This is a genomic window from Amycolatopsis sp. NPDC004368 (assembly GCF_053602515.1).
The window spans coordinates 111,101-128,324 of the sequence record NZ_JBSGDT010000018.1 but is presented as its reverse complement, the minus strand read 5'-3'; the positions used below and the strand labels follow the sequence as shown (position 1 = coordinate 128,324).

At 70.7% G+C, this 17,224-nt stretch carries 18 protein-coding genes; 10 read left to right on the top strand and 8 right to left on the bottom strand.

Annotation, left to right across the window (positions count from 1 at the left end):
• Positions 1-18 precede the first annotated feature (18 nt).
• From ACWEOE_RS24560 to ACWEOE_RS24545, 4 genes are all read left to right on the top strand, one after another.
• Positions 19-2,007: a thioredoxin domain-containing protein gene (locus ACWEOE_RS24560; protein WP_452012807.1), complete on the top strand. Its 1,989-nt coding sequence runs from the start codon at positions 19-21 to the stop codon at positions 2,005-2,007.
• A gap of 118 nt (positions 2,008-2,125) precedes the next feature.
• Positions 2,126-2,683 carry a hypothetical protein gene (locus ACWEOE_RS24555; protein WP_452012805.1) on the top strand — a complete coding sequence of 186 codons (558 nt, stop codon included), beginning with the start codon at positions 2,126-2,128 and terminating at the stop codon, positions 2,681-2,683.
• A 172-nt stretch (positions 2,684-2,855) separates the two neighbouring features.
• Positions 2,856-4,751, top strand: coding sequence for an acyl-CoA dehydrogenase family protein (locus tag ACWEOE_RS24550; RefSeq protein WP_452012803.1), 1,896 nt, complete (start codon positions 2,856-2,858; stop codon positions 4,749-4,751).
• A 108-nt stretch (positions 4,752-4,859) separates the two neighbouring features.
• Entirely contained in the window at positions 4,860-4,988 is a 129-nt protein-coding gene (locus ACWEOE_RS24545) for a hypothetical protein (protein WP_452012802.1), read from the top strand.
• Between the two features lies 1 nt (position 4,989).
• On the opposite strand, the gene trhA is transcribed toward ACWEOE_RS24545, so the two are convergent.
• On the bottom strand, positions 4,990-5,631 hold the full coding sequence (gene trhA / locus ACWEOE_RS24540; protein ID WP_452012850.1) for a PAQR family membrane homeostasis protein TrhA: 642 nt from the start codon (positions 5,629-5,631) through the stop codon (positions 4,990-4,992).
• A gap of 129 nt (positions 5,632-5,760) precedes the next feature.
• Between trhA and ACWEOE_RS24535 the strand changes: the two genes are divergently transcribed.
• Positions 5,761-6,537 carry an isoprenyl transferase gene (locus ACWEOE_RS24535; RefSeq protein ID WP_452012801.1) on the top strand — a complete coding sequence of 259 codons (777 nt, stop codon included), beginning with the start codon at positions 5,761-5,763 and terminating at the stop codon, positions 6,535-6,537.
• A 94-nt stretch (positions 6,538-6,631) separates the two neighbouring features.
• On the opposite strand, the gene ACWEOE_RS24530 is transcribed toward ACWEOE_RS24535, so the two are convergent.
• Positions 6,632-6,880, bottom strand: coding sequence for a hypothetical protein (locus ACWEOE_RS24530; RefSeq protein WP_452012800.1), 249 nt, complete (start codon positions 6,878-6,880; stop codon positions 6,632-6,634).
• 734 nt (positions 6,881-7,614) lie between these two features.
• Between ACWEOE_RS24530 and ACWEOE_RS24525 the strand changes: the two genes are divergently transcribed.
• Positions 7,615-8,901, top strand: a complete 1,287-nt coding sequence (locus ACWEOE_RS24525) for a PhoH family protein (RefSeq protein ID WP_452012848.1) — start codon at positions 7,615-7,617, stop codon at positions 8,899-8,901.
• A 60-nt stretch (positions 8,902-8,961) separates the two neighbouring features.
• Here ACWEOE_RS24525 and guaB1 read toward each other — a convergent pair whose 3' ends face one another.
• Positions 8,962-10,401, bottom strand: coding sequence for a GMP reductase (gene guaB1, locus ACWEOE_RS24520; protein ID WP_452012799.1), 1,440 nt, complete (start codon positions 10,399-10,401; stop codon positions 8,962-8,964).
• Positions 10,402-10,468: 67 nt separating this feature from the next.
• Between guaB1 and ACWEOE_RS24515 the strand changes: the two genes are divergently transcribed.
• Positions 10,469-10,939 carry a DUF309 domain-containing protein gene (locus tag ACWEOE_RS24515; protein ID WP_452012798.1) on the top strand — a complete coding sequence of 157 codons (471 nt, stop codon included), beginning with the start codon at positions 10,469-10,471 and terminating at the stop codon, positions 10,937-10,939.
• A 31-nt stretch (positions 10,940-10,970) separates the two neighbouring features.
• Here the strand turns inward: ACWEOE_RS24515 and ACWEOE_RS24510 are convergent, their stop codons facing one another.
• Positions 10,971-11,594 carry an MBL fold metallo-hydrolase gene (locus tag ACWEOE_RS24510; RefSeq protein ID WP_452012797.1) on the bottom strand — a complete coding sequence of 208 codons (624 nt, stop codon included), beginning with the start codon at positions 11,592-11,594 and terminating at the stop codon, positions 10,971-10,973.
• A gap of 106 nt (positions 11,595-11,700) precedes the next feature.
• Between ACWEOE_RS24510 and ACWEOE_RS24505 the strand changes: the two genes are divergently transcribed.
• On the top strand, positions 11,701-12,921 hold the full coding sequence (locus ACWEOE_RS24505) for an NADH:flavin oxidoreductase/NADH oxidase family protein (RefSeq protein WP_452012795.1): 1,221 nt from the start codon (positions 11,701-11,703) through the stop codon (positions 12,919-12,921).
• Here ACWEOE_RS24505 and ACWEOE_RS24500 read toward each other — a convergent pair.
• Both ACWEOE_RS24500 and ACWEOE_RS24495 read right to left on the bottom strand, forming a co-directional pair.
• A complete protein-coding gene (locus ACWEOE_RS24500; protein WP_452012794.1) occupies positions 12,881-13,528 on the bottom strand; it encodes a Pr6Pr family membrane protein in 648 nt (215 codons plus the stop codon). The two genes, ACWEOE_RS24505 and ACWEOE_RS24500, sit on opposite strands and share 41 nt — an antisense overlap.
• A gap of 70 nt (positions 13,529-13,598) precedes the next feature.
• Positions 13,599-14,066: a MarR family winged helix-turn-helix transcriptional regulator gene (locus ACWEOE_RS24495; RefSeq protein WP_452012792.1), complete on the bottom strand. Its 468-nt coding sequence runs from the start codon at positions 14,064-14,066 to the stop codon at positions 13,599-13,601.
• A 125-nt stretch (positions 14,067-14,191) separates the two neighbouring features.
• On the opposite strand from ACWEOE_RS24495, the gene ACWEOE_RS24490 reads away from it, so the two are divergent.
• Together ACWEOE_RS24490 and ACWEOE_RS24485 are read left to right on the top strand one after the other, a co-directional pair.
• On the top strand, positions 14,192-14,764 hold the full coding sequence (locus ACWEOE_RS24490) for a VOC family protein (RefSeq protein WP_452012791.1): 573 nt from the start codon (positions 14,192-14,194) through the stop codon (positions 14,762-14,764).
• Positions 14,748-15,806 carry an iron-containing alcohol dehydrogenase gene (locus ACWEOE_RS24485; RefSeq protein WP_452012789.1) on the top strand — a complete coding sequence of 353 codons (1,059 nt, stop codon included), beginning with the start codon at positions 14,748-14,750 and terminating at the stop codon, positions 15,804-15,806. The genes ACWEOE_RS24490 and ACWEOE_RS24485 overlap by 17 nt, the downstream gene beginning before the upstream one ends.
• 75 nt (positions 15,807-15,881) lie before the next feature.
• On the opposite strand, the gene ACWEOE_RS24480 is transcribed toward ACWEOE_RS24485, so the two are convergent.
• Both ACWEOE_RS24480 and ACWEOE_RS24475 read right to left on the bottom strand, forming a co-directional pair.
• Positions 15,882-16,613 carry a S8 family serine peptidase gene (locus ACWEOE_RS24480; protein ID WP_452012788.1) on the bottom strand — a complete coding sequence of 244 codons (732 nt, stop codon included), beginning with the start codon at positions 16,611-16,613 and terminating at the stop codon, positions 15,882-15,884.
• Positions 16,610-17,194: a hypothetical protein gene (locus ACWEOE_RS24475; RefSeq protein ID WP_452012787.1), complete on the bottom strand. Its 585-nt coding sequence runs from the start codon at positions 17,192-17,194 to the stop codon at positions 16,610-16,612. Before ACWEOE_RS24475 ends, ACWEOE_RS24480 begins: the two co-directional genes overlap by 4 nt.
• Positions 17,195-17,224 lie beyond the last annotated feature (30 nt).

Here is a 17,224-nt window from a genome sequence, read left to right as displayed (position 1 = left end):
CCGTGCCACCCTGGTGACATGGCGAACCGACTGGCGGACGCGACAAGCCCCTACCTCCTGCAGCACGCGGGGAACCCCGTCGACTGGCGCGAGTGGGGGCCCGAAGCGCTGGCCGAGGCGCGGGAGCGGGGCGTGCCGATCCTGCTGTCGGTCGGCTACGCCGCGTGCCACTGGTGCCACGTGATGGCCCACGAGTCCTTCGAGGACGAGGGCACCGCGGCGCTGATGAACGCGCACTTCGTGAACATCAAGGTCGACCGCGAGGAGCGGCCGGACATCGACGCGGTCTACATGTCCGCCACCCAGGCCATGACCGGCCAGGGCGGCTGGCCGATGACCTGTTTCCTCACGCCCGAGGGTGAGCCGTTCCACTGCGGCACCTACTACCCGCCGACGCCGCGGCCGGGCATGCCGTCGTTCGGGCAGCTGCTGGTCGCCGTATCCGAGGCGTGGACCGAGCGGCCGGAGGACCTGCGCGAGGGCGCGCAGCGGCTCATCGGGCACCTCACCGAGCAGAGCGGGCCGTTGCAGGCGTCCGCGGTCGACGCCGGGGTGCTGGCCGGCGCCGTCGAGAAACTCGCCGCCGAGGTGGATCCCGTGCACGGCGGGTTCGGGGGCGCGCCGAAGTTCCCGCCGTCGATGGTGCTGGAGTTCCTGCTGCGCCACCACGAGCGCACCGGTTCGGCCGAGGCGTTCTCGCTCGCTTCTGCCACCGCGGACGCGATGGCGCGCGGCGGGATCCACGACCAGCTGGCCGGTGGCTTCGCGCGGTACTCCGTGGACGCCCAGTGGATCGTGCCGCACTTCGAGAAGATGCTGTACGACAACGCTTTGCTGCTGCGGGTGTACGCGCACCTCGCGCGGCGGGGGTCTTCGTTCGCGTTGTGGGTGACCGAGGGGATCGTCCGGTTCCTGGAGACGGACCTGCGGACCGCCGAGGGCGGTTTCGCGGCGTCGCTCGACGCGGACACCGAGGGAGTCGAGGGCCTCACGTACGTCTGGACGCCCGCCGAGCTGCGCGAAGTGCTCGGTGACGAGGACGGTGCCTGGGCGGCTTCGGTGTTTTCGGTGACGGAGTCCGGGACGTTCGAAAAGGGCTCGTCGACGCTGCAGCTGCCGGGTGATCCGGAGGATTCCGCGCGGTTCGAGCGCGTCCGGGCAGCGCTGCTGGCCGCGCGAGCTTCGCGGCCGCAACCCGCGCGTGACGACAAGGTGGTGGCCGCGTGGAACGGGCTGGCCATCACCGCGCTCGCCGAGGCGGGCGTCGCGCTGGAGCGTCCACAGTGGATCGAGCTGGCGCGGGATGCGGCGTCGCTGCTGCTGGCCACGCACCTCGTCGACGGCCGGCTGCGGCGCAGTTCGCGCGATGGCGTGGTCGGCGTGCCCGCGGGCGTGCTCGAGGACTACGCGTGCCTGGCCGACGGCCTGCTCGCCCTGCACCAGGCCACGGGCGAGCCGCGCTGGCTCGAGGAGGCGACGCGGCTGCTGGACCTGGCGCTCAACCACTTCGCTTCGACCGCCGACGGCGCGTACCACGACACCGCGGACGACGCGGAAACGTTGGTGCAGCGTCCTTCCGACCCCACGGACAACGCGAGCCCGTCGGGTGCCTCGGCGCTTGCGGGTGCGTTGCTGACGGCTTCGGCACTGGCCGGGCACGAGGTGGCCGCCCGCTACCGCGACGCGGCGGACGCGGCGTTGCAACGCGCAGGACTGCTGGCCGATCGGGCGCCGCGCTTCGCCGGGCACTGGCTGTCGGTGGCGGAGGCGGCGCAGTCGGGGCCGGTGCAGGTGGCGGTGGTCGGGGACGACCGCGCTCTGCTCACGGCGGCCGCACGGCGGATCCACGGCGGTGGCGTGGTCCTCGGTGGCGCTCCGGACGCGCCCGGCGTGCCGCTGCTGGCCGGCCGCCCGCTCGTTGACGGCGCCGCGGCGGCGTACGTCTGCCGTGGGTACGTGTGCGACCGGCCGGTGACGTCGGCCGACGACCTGCTCGCGCAGCTCTGAAGTTCCGCCCCTGGTGAACAACGCCCTGCTCAGCGTGTATTCGGCGTAGCTTCAGTAGCGAGGTAATCATGTAATCGCGGAGGCGAGCATGCACACGCACTTCAAGGTGGTGGGACACATGGCACGAGGGTGGAAGGGCCGCGGCGGCTGGCAGCAGGCCGAGGTGCCGACGGCCGACGACGCGGCGGCCTGGTTCGGCGGGCGCCTCCCGGACGGCTGGTTCACGGGCGACCCGGAGATCACGGTCGACCGCGAGGAGATCGTCATCGTGGGCGAGCTGCCCGCGCTGACCGGCGACTACGCCGACGACGCGGCCCGCGCGTCCGCCGAGGACGGGCGCATCAGCCGCTTCCGCGAGGAGACGCGCGACGAGCGCATCGAAATCGCGCGGCAGGCCGAGCACCGGTACCAGCGCAAGGTGGCGTGGGGCGCGAAGCTGGGCGGCACGAAGGTGCTGTTCACGACGCTGTCCGCGCCCGTGATGACACGGCTGCGCCAGCCCGAGCGGCTGGTGCTCGACACGCTCGTCGGGGCGGGCGTCGCGCGCTCGCGTTCGGAGGCGCTCGCGTGGGCGGTCCGGCTGGTCGGCGAGCACGCCGACACGTGGCTGGCCGAATTGCGCGACGCAATGACGAAGGTCGACGATCTGCGGTCGAAGGGGCCGGACCTGAGCTGATCTTCGGCGCGGCGGGGACTCTCGTGCTTCGGCGCGGGAGTCCCTTGTCGTGCGCGGTCTTTCCCCCGAATGCATCCGGCCAAACGATCGAGTCGTCTTTGTCACCTCGACCTGCGACGACGCGGTGGCGGGGGCAGGCTTACCGGTGAGTAGCCCGAGCCGAGGAGGAGCCGTGGACATCCCTGCCGTTCCCGCGAAGGTGGACCCGGACGTGCTCACCGCCGTCCTCGACGGCCGCTGGGCCGAACTGCGCGTCGGCGTGCGTGCGCAGATGTCGGCCGAGGACTTCAAGGACCCGGTGGAGCTCGACGTCGAGGCGCACCGCGCGCAGGTGCTCGACCAGCTGCGCAAGCTGGCCGCCACCGACCGGCCGGCGTTGGGGTTCGACCGCGCGTACGGCGGGCAGAGCGACATCGGCGGGTCGGTGGTGTCGTTCGAGATGCTCGGGTTCGGCGACCTGTCACTGATGGTGAAGGCCGGCGTGCAGTGGGGGCTGTTCGGCGGCGCAGTTCAGCTGCTGGGCACGCAGCGTCACCACGAGAAGTACCTGCGACGCATCATGGACCTCGACCTGCTCGGCTGCTTCGCGATGACCGAGCACGGCCACGGCTCCGACGTGCAGCACGTGCACACCACGGCGACTTACGACGCTTTGACCGGTGAGTTCGTGATCGACAGCCCGGATGCGGGCGCCACCAAGGAATACATCGGCAACGCGGCCCGTGACGGCCACGCCGCCGTCGTCTTCGCCCAACTCGTGACGGGCGGGGATTCCCGTGGTGTGCACGCGTTTTTCGTCCCCATCCGCGACGCCTCCGGCGCCCCGATTCCCGGCGTCACGATCTCCGACTGCGGCCGGAAGGCGGGCCTCAACGGCGTCGACAACGGGCGGCTGGCCTTCGACCACGTCCGCGTGCCGCGCGAGGCGCTGCTCAACCGCTTCGGCGACGTCGCCCCCGACGGCACCTATTCCAGCCCCATCGAAAGCGACGGCCGCCGCTTCTTCACCATGCTCGGCACGCTCATCCGCGGCCGCGTGAGTGTCGGCGGCAGTGCCGGCAGCGCCACGAAACGCGCCCTGGCGCTCGCCATCCGCTACGGCTCGCAGCGCCGGCAGTTCAAGCGCCCGGACGGCAAGGAGGTCGTGATCCTCGACTACCTCGGCCACCAGCGCAAGCTGCTGCCGGCGCTCGCGAAGACGTACGCGCTGCACTTCGCGCAAGAAGAACTCGTCGCCGCCTTGAACGACATCGCTCCCGACGCTCCTGAAGAAGAACAACGCGAACTGGAATCCCGCGCGGCCGGCCTGAAAGCCGCGAACACCTGGCACGCCACCGCCACGATCCAAGCCGCCCGCGAAGCTTGCGGCGGCGCCGGCTACCTGTCGGAAAACCTGCTGGCCGGCTTGAAGGCCGACACCGACGTCTTCACCACCTTCGAAGGCGACAACACCGTGCTGCTCCAGCTGGTGGCCAAGGGATTGCTGACGAAGTACAAGGAACACTTCGAGGACTTGAGTCCACTTGCGACTGCTCGGTTCGTTGCCGAGCAACTCGTGGGCGCGGTGCTGGAACGGACTTCGGCGCGGGTGTTCGTCGAGCGCCTGACCGAATCCGACGACGCCGATGTGCTCTTCGACCGGGAGTGGCAGCTGCGCCTGTTCGAGGACCGGGAGGAGCACGTGCTGGAGGGGGTGGCCAACCGCCTGCGCAAGGCCGCGGACGACCCGTTCGGCGTGTTCAACTCCGCGCAGGACCACGTCCTCGCTGCGGGGCGCGTGCACGTGGAACGCCTGGTGCTGTCGGCGTTTTCGCGCGCGGTCGAGGGTTGTGCCGACCCGGAGGCCTCTGAGCTGCTCTCGCGGATCTGCGACCTGTACGCCTTGTCGACCATCGAGGCCGACCGCGCCTGGTTCCTGGAACACGGCCGGCTGAGCGTCTCCCGCTCCAAGGCGGTGACCGCCGCGGTGAACGAGTTGTGCGCGGCGCTGCGCCCTCATGCGGAGACGCTGGTGGATGCTTTCGCGATCCCCGAACAGTTCTTGGCGGCACCCATGCTGCGGGACTGAGCCGGCTGGGGGACACCTGATCGGCGGCTCGCTCCGGCCTCCGTTGTGCCGCTACCGTTTCTTTCGCCCGGGGGGTTCTGGAGTTCGCATCCACCGGAGGTCCTGGTCTTGACAGCCACACGGGGGACCCTGCTCACCGCCGCCCGAGCCGGTTGGGCCACAACGCTTCGCTACGCGCTGCTGGTGCTCGTCAGCCGGGGGACCGTCGGAGCGGCGGTGTTGCTGTTGCTGCGGTGAGCTACGCGTAGAGAACCAGCCAGATCGCGATGTAGTGCGACACCGCCGCCAACACCGTGCACGCGTGGAAGAACTCGTGGTACCCGAACGTCTCCGGCCAGTGGTTCGGCCACTTCACCCCGTAGAACACCGCGCCCACCGTGTAGAACAGCCCGCCCACGCAGATGAGGACCAGGGCGGCCACGCCGCCGTTGCGGGCCAGCTCCGGCATGACGAAGACGGCGACCCACCCGAGCGCCACGTAGATGGGCACCCCGAGCCAGCGGGGCGCGTTCGGCCACAGCATCTTCATCGCCACGCCCAGGATCGCGCCGCCCCAGACGATGGCCAGGATGATGTAGCCCGTGGGTTTCGACATGGCCAGGAGGGTGAACGGGGTGTACGTGCCGGCGATGAAGAGGAAGATCATCGAGTGGTCGGCGCGCTTCATCCACTTGTAGGCGCGCGGGCTCCACAGGCGGCGGTGGTACAGCGCACTCACGCCGAAGACGCCGAGCACCGTCAGGCCGTACACGGACGTCGCGAGGGCGGCCAGGGGCGACACGGTCGACGCGGCGAGCGTCACGAGCGTCGCGGCGCCGACGAGGGCGCCGAAGAAGGACCAGAAGTGGATGTGGCCCCGCAGGCGGGGGCGGGTGTCCACTGGCGCCGGGCCGGACGGTGGGGGTTCGGTCGTCACGCTCACCCGGCCCAGGCTACGGGAGCGTAGGTTTTTCGCCAGCCCCCGTGGCGCGTCACACGTCTCGCGCAGGGGTGCGTACGCTCAGCTGACGTGAGCCTCCGGTCTTTCCTGTCCGACGTCGTCTACAGCGTCTACGGCCGCCGCCTGATCCAGCAGGCGCGGGGTCGCCATCCGCGGCACATCGCGATCATGCTGGACGGAAACCGCAGGTGGGCGCGGGAGGCCGGGTTCACCGACGTGGCCGACGGGCACCGCGCGGGCGCGAAGAAGATCGCCGATTTCCTCAGCTGGTGCCGCGAGGCCGACGTCGAGGTGGTCACGATGTGGCTGCTCTCGACCGACAACCTCAACCGCGACCCCGACGAGCTCGAGCCACTCCTGAAGATCATCACCGACGTCACCGACGAGCTCGCCGGGCCCTCGGTGCCCTGGCGGCTGCGGATCATGGGAGCGCTGGACCTGCTGCCGATCGAAGTCGCGAAGAAGCTCACGGCCGCCGCGGCGCGCACGGAGGACCGGTCGGGCATGGAGGTCAACGTCGCGGTCGGTTACGGCGGGCGGCAGGAGATCGCCGACGCCGTGCGCAAGCTGCTGCTGCAGCACGCCGACGAGGGCACGTCGATCCGGGAGCTGGCGAAAATCCTCGACGTGGACCACATCTCGGAACACCTGTACACCTCGGGCCAGCCGGATCCCGACCTCATTATCCGAACGTCGGGAGAGCAGCGGCTTTCCGGATTTCTGCTCTGGCAGTCGGCGCATTCGGAATTCTGGTTCACGGAAGCGTACTGGCCCGCATTCCGGCGCGTGGACTTCCTTCGCGCGCTTCGCGACTACGCGTGGCGCCACCGCCGCTTCGGGACCTGAGGTGCCTCGGACGTCAGAGGTGCACACCTGACTTGGTCCGGACATGAAGGAAGGCCCCGAAGCGGCAGCTTCGGGGCCTTCCTCGCTACCACGTTCAGTGGCCGTGGTGCTCCAGCGAGTGGAGGACCAGCGCCGGGGTGGTGGCGATGCCGGTGTAGGCACCGGCGACCAGGGAGGCCGCGCCGTAGCCCAGGGCGCCGCCACCCTCGATGAAGGTCGCGTAGGCGTCGCCGAACGTCGGGTCCGGGGTGTAGCCGTGGTCTGCCGGCGAGGCGAACGCCGTGCCACCGATCATCATCAGACCCGCGGCGGCACCGGCGATGATTCCAGCCTTCTTCAGCACTTCGCACACTCCAAGGTAGAGATATCTGGGATCCGGGGCACCGAAGTATCCGGTGGTGTGTCCCGCAGTGAGAAAATTACCCTCACCGAGCCCGAAATGAATGCCGGGTACGCCCATTGTGTGAAGCCGAATTCGCGCGGTTCACCCGGTCCGGTTCTGTCTTCAGGACGCGAAATGCATTCCGGTCCGCCCCGTGGTACAAGGCATTGCGCCGATCTCTCGAATGCGTTCGGTGATCTTTTTTCCATGATCATGCCACCGCGTGATCGCTCGATCGCTACTCTCGTTACTCAGGGTGACAGTGACGGGATGTCGATGTCGGACGACCGACGGTGAGATGACGAATGAGCGAATCACCTGTGTGGCTGCCTGCACGATCGGCGATCCGTCGGTACCTTCCGGAAGTGAGGGCACGCGTTCCGTGCGGGTCCTCGCGGGAGGCCCTGGTCGTGGCGTTGATCGAGGGGACGGCACAGCCGTCCACACGATGCACGAGGGGGCCGGCACCCGGCCCTCGTGGCCGTACTCGCTGACGCAGCCGGCGTCGGGGAGTGCGGACCCAACCGGGGAGGTGCCCGGCCCAGCGAGTGCGGGCGTGGGGTGCACACGCCCTCGAGGGAGATGCCGTCGTGACTGCGCAGCGTTCACCCCGCAAGGCCTCTGGCCGTTCTTCGACCGGTGCCTCTGGCCCGGAGAAAGCCTCGATCTCGCCCGAATCCGGGCAGTCCACGTACGTGCTCGACACGTCTGTGCTGCTCTCCGACCCGTGGGCGGTGACCCGGTTCGCCGAACACGCGGTCGTCCTGCCCCTGGTCGTCATCAGTGAACTGGAGGCGAAGCGCCACCACCCCGAGCTCGGCTGGTTCGCCCGCGAGTCGCTCAGGTTGCTCGACGACCTGCGGCTCAAGCACGGCCGGCTCGACGCGCCGATCCCGATCGGCGACGAGGGCGGCACCCTGCAGGTGGAGCTCAACCACACCGACCCGTCGGTGCTGCCCGTGGGCTTCCGGACCGACTCCAACGACCACCGCATCCTCGCGTGCGCGCTCAACCTCGCGGTGGAACGGCCGTCGGTCACGCTGGTGACGAAGGACATCCCGCTGCGGGTCAAGGCGGGGGCCGTGGGTCTGGCCGCCGACGAGTACCGCGCGGGCGAGGTCACGCCGTCGGGCTGGACGGGCATGGCCGACGTGGACGCCCCGCAGGAGCTGATCGACACGCTCTTCTCGGGCGGCACCGTCGACCCGGTCGAGTTCGGCCTGCCCGAGGTGGGGGAGCTGCCGTGCCACACCGGCCTGCGGCTGCTCGCGGGCAGCTCCAGCGCCCTGGGCCGCGTCACGGCCGACAAGCGCGTGCGCCTCGTGCGCGGCGACCGCGAGGCGTTCGGCCTCCACGGCCGCTCCGCCGAGCAGCGCGTGGCGCTGGACCTGCTGCTCGACCCCGACGTCGGCATCGTGTCCCTGGGCGGGCGCGCGGGCACCGGCAAGTCGGCGCTCGCGTTGTGCGCCGGGCTCGAGTCGGTGATGGAACGCCGCCAGCACCGCAAGGTCGTGGTGTTCCGCCCGGTCTACGCGGTGGGCGGCCAGGACCTCGGCTACCTGCCCGGGTCCGAGAGCGAGAAGATGCAGCCCTGGGCGCAGGCCGTGTTCGACACCCTCGGCGCGCTGGTCAGCCAGGATGTGCTCGACGAGGTCTTCGACCGCGGCATGCTCGAGGTGCTCCCGCTGACCCACATCCGCGGCCGCTCGCTGCACGACTCCTTCGTGATCGTCGACGAGGCCCAGTCCCTGGAACGCAACGTGCTGCTCACGGTGCTCTCGCGCCTCGGCACGGCGTCCCGCGTGGTCCTCACCCACGACGTCGCCCAGCGCGACAACCTCCGCGTCGGCCGCCACGACGGCGTTTCGGCGGTGATCGAGAAGCTGAAGGGGCACCCGCTGTTCGCGCACGTCACGCTGACGCGCTCGGAGCGGTCGCCGATCGCCGCTCTGGTGACGGAGATGCTGGAGGACCACGGCTGATCGAGCCGATGTGAAAGGGCCCCTCTCGGCTGCCTGCCGGGAGGGGCCCTCTTCGTCAGCTCACCAACCGGAAGGCAGCGGCCGTCCCTCGGCGAAGCCCGCGGCCGACTGCACGCCCAGCAACGCGCGCTCGTGGAATTCCTCCAGCGTCCGCGCGCCCGCGTACGTGCAGGACGAACGCACTCCCGAGCAGATCGAGTCCAGCAGGTCCTCCACGCCCGGACGGTTCGGGTCCAGCGCCATCCGCGACGTCGAGATCCCCTCCTCGAACAGCGCCTTGCGCGCGCGCTCGAAGACGTTGTCCGTGCGCGTGCGGGCGCCCACGGCCCGCTTGGACGCCATGCCGAACGACTCCTTGTACGGCCGGCCCTGCTCGTCGTAGCGCAGGTCGCCCGGGGATTCGTGGGTGCCGGCGAACCAGGAGCCCACCATGGCGGCCGAGGCGCCTGCCGCCAGCGCCAGGGCGACGTCGCGCGGGTGGCGCACGCCGCCGTCGGCCCAGACGTGCTTGCCGAGCTCGCGGGCGGCCGCTGCGCAATCGGCGACGGCGGAGAACTGGGGGCGGCCGACGCCGGTCATCATGCGGGTGGTGCACATCGCGCCCGGGCCGACACCGACCTTCACGACGTCGGCGCCCGCGTGGATGAGGTCGCGGGTGCCCTCGGCGGTGACGACGTTGCCGGCCACCACGGGCACCGCGGGCGACACCGCGCGCACGGCCTTCAGCGCGGAGATCATCTTCTCCTGGTGCCCGTGGGCGGTGTCCACGACAAGCGTGTCGACGCCTGCGGCCAGTACGGCCTCCGCCTTGGCGGCCACGTCGCCGTTCACGCCGATGGCGGCGGCCACGCGCAGGTTGCCGCCGGCGTCGGTGGCAGGGGTGTAGACGCCCGCGCGCAGCGCACCGACGCTGGTCAGCACGCCGGCGAGGCGGCCGTCGGCGTCGAGACCGAGCGCGAGGCGGCCGCCGTGGGTGTGCAGCAGGTCGAAGACCTCGCGCGGCGGCGTGTCCAGCGGCACGGCGACGGTCGCGGGCAACGCGATCTCCGCCAGCCGCGCGAAGCGGTCGACGCCGGCGCACGCCGCTTCGTCGACGACGCCGACCGGGCGGCCTTCGCCGTCCACGATCACGACGGCGCCGTGGGCGCGCTTGTGAACCAGGTTGAGGGCGTCGGCCACGGCGTCACCGCCCGTGAGCACGAGCGGGGTGTCCCAGACGGTGTGGCGGCTCTTCACCCAGGTGACGATCTCGGCGACCGCCTCGGTGTCCACGTCCTGGGGCAGCACCACCAAGCCGCCGCGGCGGGCCACCGTCTCGGCCATCCGCCGGCCAGCGACGGCCGTCATGTTGGCCACCACCACGGGAATCGTCGCACCGGTACCGTCCACGGTGGACAGGTCGACGTCGAAGCGGGACTCCACGTCCGAACGGTTCGGCAGCAGGAACACGTCGTCGTAGGTCAGGTCGTGAGGGGGCACGTGCCCGTCGAGAAAGCGCACGAGTCCCCAGACTACGTGGCTCGCGCGCGGGACGCGAACCCGGCGTGACCCGTGGAACAATGCCGTTGTGAACCGCCGTGACCGCGACGAATCGGGCCGAGCGCGCAACGCCCGCCCGCGCGACGGCCTCGGCCGCCCCCTGCCCTACGGCGAGTCCGGCGTCGCCCGCCAGCCCGAGGGGATCGTCCGCACCCCCGCCGAGACGCTCGCCGAGGCTCAGCAGCTGCTCGACAACGCCCGCCCGTTCCACGCCCACGAGGTGTTCGAGGACGCTTGGAAGGCCACCGACGGCCCCGAGCGCGAGCTCTGGCGCGGTCTGGCGCAGCTGGCCGTCGGCATGACGCACGCGCTGCGCGGCAACGGCAGAGGCGCCGTCGCGCTGCTGGAGCGCGGCGCGGCGAACCTGGAGCCGTTCCGGGCCACGCCGCCGCACGGGATCGACGTCGGCGGCCTGCAGGACTGGGCCCGCGGACTCGCCGCGGAGGCCAAGACGCGCGTGCGCGCCGAACCCGTGTCCCCGCGGCTGATCGGCGGCTGATTCCCGGCGGTGCCGGCCGGACGCCGCGCCCCTAGCCTTCGGGCCAGCTGCTCGACGCGTTCTTCTCCTCGCCGATCGTGGTGCCCTCGCCGTGGCCGGTGCGCACGGAGGTGGCGTCGGGGAGGGGGAAAAGGCGTTCGCGGATGGACCTGACGATGGTGGGGTAGTCCGAATAGGACCGGCCGGTGGCGCCGGGACCGCCGTGGAACAGCGTGTCGCCGGTGAAGAGCACGCCCAGGTCCGGGGCGTGGAGGCAGACGGCACCCGGGGCGTGGCCCGGCGTGTGGATCACGGTGAGGTCGGTGCCGGCGATGCCGATGGTCTGGCCGTCGGCGAGGTCGCCGTCCGGGGCGCGGTCGGGGTGCGTGAGGTCCCAGACCACGCGGTCGTCCGGGTGCAGCAGGATCGGGGCCCCGGTGCGCTCGGCGAGCGCGGGGGCGGCGTTCACGTGGTCGTTGTGGGCGTGGGTGCAGACGATCGCCCGCAGCGCGCGGTCCCCGACCACGTCGGCGATCGCGTCGGCGTTGTGGGCGGCGTCGATCACGATCACCTCGGTGTCGTCGCCGACGATCCACACGTTGTTGTCCACGTCCCAGCTGCCGCCGTCGAGCTCGAACACGCCCGAGGTGACGAGGTTCTGCACTATCGCCGTCATGGTCTGCAGACCCTAGTGCCCAGGAGCCGGTCCAGCCGAGATAGCACCGTTATCTACTTTCGCGTAGCCTTACCGCCGGTAAGTTCGCTGCGAAGGCGGGAGCGCGATGAAACCCACCGGGGAACTGCTGGCCGAACCCCTCGAGCTGCGGTGCGGCGCGGTGTTGCCGCACCGGCTGGCGAAGTCGGCGCTGAGCGAGCAGCTCGGGGACCGCCGCAACGCACCGACGCGCGAGCTCACCGAGCTGTACCGCACGTGGGCCCACGGCGGCGCGGGCCTGCTCGTGACCGGCAACGTGATGGTCGACCCCACCGCCCTCGGTGAACCCCGCAACGTCGCGCTGCCGGCCGTTCCCGACGCTACGAAGTACACGCCGTGGGCGCGCAGTGTCGACGGCACGGACGCCCAGCTGTGGGTGCAGCTCAACCACCCCGGCCGTCAGAGCCCGCGGTTCCTTTCGCGCCAACCGGTGGCGCCGTCGGCCGTGCCGTTCGGCAGCCGCGGCGTGCGCACGGCCTTCGCCGCGCCGCGGGCGCTCACCGGCGACGAGATCGAGACGATCGTGGACCGCTTCGCGCTCGCGGCGCGCACGTTCGTCGACGCGGGTTTCGCCGGAGTGCAGCTGCACGGTGCGCACGGGTACTTGATCTCGCAATTCCTCTCGCCGCTCACCAACCTCCGCGACGACGCCTGGGGCCGCGACCGCAGCCGGTTCCTGCTGGAGCTCGTGCGCCGCGTGCGGGAGGCGGTCGGCGACGCCGTACCCGTGTCGGTGAAGCTCAACAGCGCCGACTTCCAGCGCGGCGGTTTCGACGAGGACGAGTCGCTGCGCGTGGTCAGCGCGCTGAGCGACGCGGGCCTCGACCTGCTCGAGATTTCCGGCGGTACCTACGAAAAGGCCGCGATGATGGGCTCCGGCCGCGCGAGCACCGCGCGGCGCGAGGCGTATTTCCTGGATTACGCGGCGAAAGCCCGGCAGGTGAGCGACGTCGCGCTGATGGTGACCGGTGGTTTCACCACGGCCGACGGCATGGCCGAGGCGCTGCGGTCGGGCGCGCTCGACGTGATCGGGCTGGGCCGGCCGATGACCGTCGACCCCGCGCTGCCGGGGCAGCTGCTCGCCGGTGAGGACGTGCGGGCCGAACGGCTGTGTCCGCGCACCGGGATCCGCCTGGCCGACAGCCTGCTGGAAGTGCAGTGGCACACGCAGCAGCTGCACCGGCTCGCGGCGGGCAAACCGGCCGACCGGCGCCGCGGCGCGTGGCGCGCGCTGGCGCACACCGGGGTCAACGATCCGCTGAACGCGTTTCGGCGGGTGCGCGCGTGAGCCAGCTGTCGAGGACCTTCGCGATACTCGCCAGCGCCACGAACAACACGGCGATCAGCACGCAGTTCACGGCGACGCGGCCGTAACCGAGCTCGGCCGCGTTGACGAACGGGTACGGGTAGAAGCCACCCTGCGCGCCGCGGATCAGCGTGAACGCGAGCCACGCCAGGGGCCAGAGGGCCGACCAGGCGACGGTGCTCCACCGCAGCCCGCGCGGCGCGGCGACGAGGAACCCGACCACCGCGACGATCGGCGTCACCGTGTGCAGCATGACGTCGGCGAACAGCGCCGCGCCGCTGAGATCGAGCAGCCCGGCGAGCGCCACGTGGGCGACGATCCCGGTGACGCTGATCCCGACGAGCGCGTCGAGCCACACCACCCGCGGCAGCCCGGTCAGCCGGAGCCCGGCCACGAAGGCCAGCGCGGTGAGCAGCACCAGCAGGTTCGACTGGATGGTGAAGTACGAGAACATGTGCGCGATCCGCCCGCCCGCCGACGCGTACCGGCCCGGCGTACCGGCGCTGACGAAGGTCTGCGTGACGAGCCCGATCAGGGCCACGAGGGCCGTCACCCCGAACCAGATCCGGGTCAGTCGCGTCGGTGGCATGCGGTGAGATTACGGTTCGCGCCTGCTCGGACCCGGTGGAAACGGTCCGGTGTCACCCCGTCGGGTGTGCTCAGGTGGGCAGCTCGCGCAGGCGTTCGGCGACTGTGCGGAGGGTGTGCAGCTCGGCGGCGGACAGTCGAGAGGTCACCAGGCGGCGGACGCCGTCGAAATGAGTGTTCATCGCCTTCGCGAGAAGCGCGTCGCCGGTCTCGGTCAGCTGGGCGTCGACCGCTTGCTGACCGGGCTGCGACACGCGGGCCACCAACCCGCGGCTGTGGAGCCGGGTGATCAGCTTGGTTACGCCGCCTCGGCTGACGAGCAGCTTCTCCGCGAGGTCCTTCATGCGGCACCGGCCGCCGGGCTGGAGCCACAGCTGGTAGAGCGTGTCGAACTCGGCGATCGACAAGTCGTGGTCCGCGCGCAGTTCGGTGTCGAGCACGCCGAGCACACGTGCTTCCAGTTCGAGCAGCCCGCGCCAGGCGAGAAGCTCGTCCTCCGAGAGGTGGGGCACCGGGCGTTCCCCGTGCGTCGCGGTCACGACTCCACCGTAACCGAGCGTGCGCGCGTCGAGCCTGCAGGGCCTTTGCAAAATCTCGTTGACGTGGAAACTAGATTGCGCGTAAAGTCATTGACACATCGCCGGAAACAGTGAGAGGGATCATCATGGGTATTCGGACGACCGGGTGTCATCACATGGCCTTCGTGACCAATGACATGGAAGAAACCGTGAAATTCTACAACGGGATTCTGGGATTCCCCATTGTCGTGACGCTGCAACTGCCCGACCCGGACCCGTTTCCCGGTGCGGTGCCGGGGAACCTCGCCGGCAGCAGGCACTACTTCTTCCGCATCAGCGAGCAGGACACGATCGCGTTCTTCGAGTTCAAGGACGCCGAGATCGCCGCGGACAACTCGTTGCTCGGGGCAGGCAACCACCTCGCGATCACGGTTCCCTCCGAGGGTGAACTACAGCACGCGAAATCAGTGCTCGAGGAGAACGGGATCAAGGTGAACAGCGAACTCGACCACGGTTTCTGTCACTCGATCTACTTCGAGGACCCGGTGAACAAGATCGCGCTGGAGTTCGCCACGTGGCAGCACCCGTGCGACGTCGCGCAGCCTTTCCTGCAGGACCCCGAGCCGGTGCCGGCGGCGCTGGCCGCGATCGGCTCGGACGTCTACGGACAGCACCTGCTGCAGTACACGCCGGACGGCCACGGTGGCGCGGACCGCTGACCCCGTCCGCCGGTCCCACGGCGCCGCGCTCGGTCAGAACCTGGTGTGGGGCAGCGGATCCCTGCGAGAACTCCCGACGGTGGCCGGCGATCTGGGCTGCCGTCGCGTGGTGGCGGTAGCCTCCCGGTCGTCGGACCGGGCAGTCGCGCGACTGCCGGGTCTGCTCGGCGGCCGCTACGTCGGCCGGTGGTCGGACGTGCCCGCACACGTGCCGGCCCACCAGGCCAACCTCGCCGTCGCCTCGGCGCAGGAAACGCACGCCGACGCGGTGCTGGCCATCGGCGGCGGCTCGGCGATCGGGCTGGGCAAGATCGTTTCGCTCGCGTTGCGGTTGCCGCTGATCGCGGTCCCGACCACGTTCTCGGGTGCGGAGCGCACGTCGCGCTACTTCGTCACCACCGACCGCGGCAAGGAAACGGGAACGTCCGACCGCGTTCTGCCCCGGGCGGTGTTCTACGACCCGGAACTCGTCGCGGGGCTGCCGCGCGAGGTCGTGGCAAGCAGTGGAATCGTCGCCGTCGCGAACTGCCTGGAGGTGCTGTGCCATCCGGCGAGCGAGGAAGCGCTGGCGTCGGCTCGGGAGGGCTTGCTTCTGCTGTGGGGCTGCCTCGCCTCGCTCGCTGCCGGGGCTGGTGATCTCTCGACCTGCCAAGACGCGCTGGCCGGTGCCGCGCTGGCCGGCCACGCGCTGCACGAGCTGGGCCGGCCTGGTGTGGTGCACCAGGTGTGCGACCTGGTGTCCACGAGGCACGGACTCGGCTACGGCCTTCTGCACACGCTGTTTCTTCCGCTCGTGCTGCGGGCGTACGGCCCCGCGGCCGACGGGGCGCGCGCTGCGCTGGCGGAGCTTCGGCCCGAGGTGTCGGCTGAGCGGGCGGTGGCCGAGCTCGGGGTGACGCTCGGCTTGACCGCCGACGTCGACCCAGGGCGGGTAGCGGGTCTTGGCGCAGCCAAGCTTCGCCCGTTGCTTGCCGAGTTGTCCGCTGCGGCCGAGGACCGGGCAAGGTCGGAGGTGTTCGAGCGGTTGGCCGGGAGCCGCTGACTTGCCTCGGTGGCAAGCACGGCGAAGGGCGCGACCCGCCGGCCGCGCCCTTCGCCGTGCTTGATCAGGAATGCGTCAGTGGATGGCCTTCACCAACGCCGGGACGAACACCGACGCGTCGACCGTGCCCCAGCCGCTGGCGATGTCGAAGCCGGGCGCGGCGGTGAAGCCCTCCACGCCGTCCTGGCTGTTGTCCCCGGTGACGACGTCGACGATGCCCGCCTTCGCCCCCTTCGGGCCGAGCTTGGTGTACAGCGCCGGGTTGATCTGGCCCAGCTTGCCGTGGTTGGCCTGGACCGCCAGGGCGAGCACACCGGCGAACAGCGGCGCCGACTGCGAAGTGCCCTGCACGCCTTCCATGCTGATGTCCGGGAACGACCGCATCCTGCTGCCCGTGATCTTCTTGACGCCGTCCTGCCACGACGGGCGCGCGTAGGTCTTCGACAGGCCCGCACCTTCGCCGAAGCCGTTGTCGGCCACGTTGACCAGGTCGTCCGGCTTCGTGCGGGCGCCGGTCGAGTCGAGGTGCAGCTGCGTGCCGCCGAGGGTGGTCACGCGCGGGTCGCTGGCCGGCCAGCTCGCGACGCGGTACGGGCAGTTGCCCGGGCCCTGGAGGTAGCCGCCGGTCGGCCCGTCGTCACCCGAGGAGGCGACCATCGTGATGCCCGCCTTGCTCGCGCGCTCCAGCGCCGGGTCGAGCGTCTTTATGGACTGGAACGACGGGAAGTTCTCCTCCGTGGTGCCGAAGCTCATCGAGATCACGTCGGTGAGCTTGTGCTTCGTGAGGTAGTCGACGGCGTTCATCATCTCGGGCAGCCCGGTGAAGCCCTGGTCTCGGCCACCGGCGTCGCGGCGACGATGATCTTCGCGCCGGGGGCCATCGCGTGCATCATCGTGACGTCGAGGTCGGTCTCCCCGCCCCAGCTCTCGCACGTCGCCGTGTCGACGCCGGGGTCGGTGCACGCCGGGACCGCGCCCGACGGTTGCAGCACTTCGACATCGGCCGGCGGCAAGCCGTGGCGCTGCGAGTATTCGTCGAGGACCTGCTTCACCTGGTCGTCGCCGTACGAGACGAGCGTGGTGACGGTGGTGCCCGCACCCGTGATGCCCTGGTTCCACAGCTTCGTCGCGTTGTACGCGAAGCTTTCCCTGGGCAGCGTGGACGTCGCCGCCTCGAGCTTCGCGACGCGGTCGGCCACCGTGTGCGCTCCGATGAACGACTTCGCGGCCGCCGAGAAGCGGTGCATCGACGGCGCCGGCGGTGTGCTCGCTGCAGCGCCGGAAGCACCCGCCGGGGCCGCTACGGCGGTGGCCGCCAGCGCGACGCCCGCGAGCAGCGCCAGCGGTCGTCCGAACCCGCGCACGGCGGACCGAACCCGAAGAGTCATGTCGTCTCCCCACTCCCGAACGATGCGGTG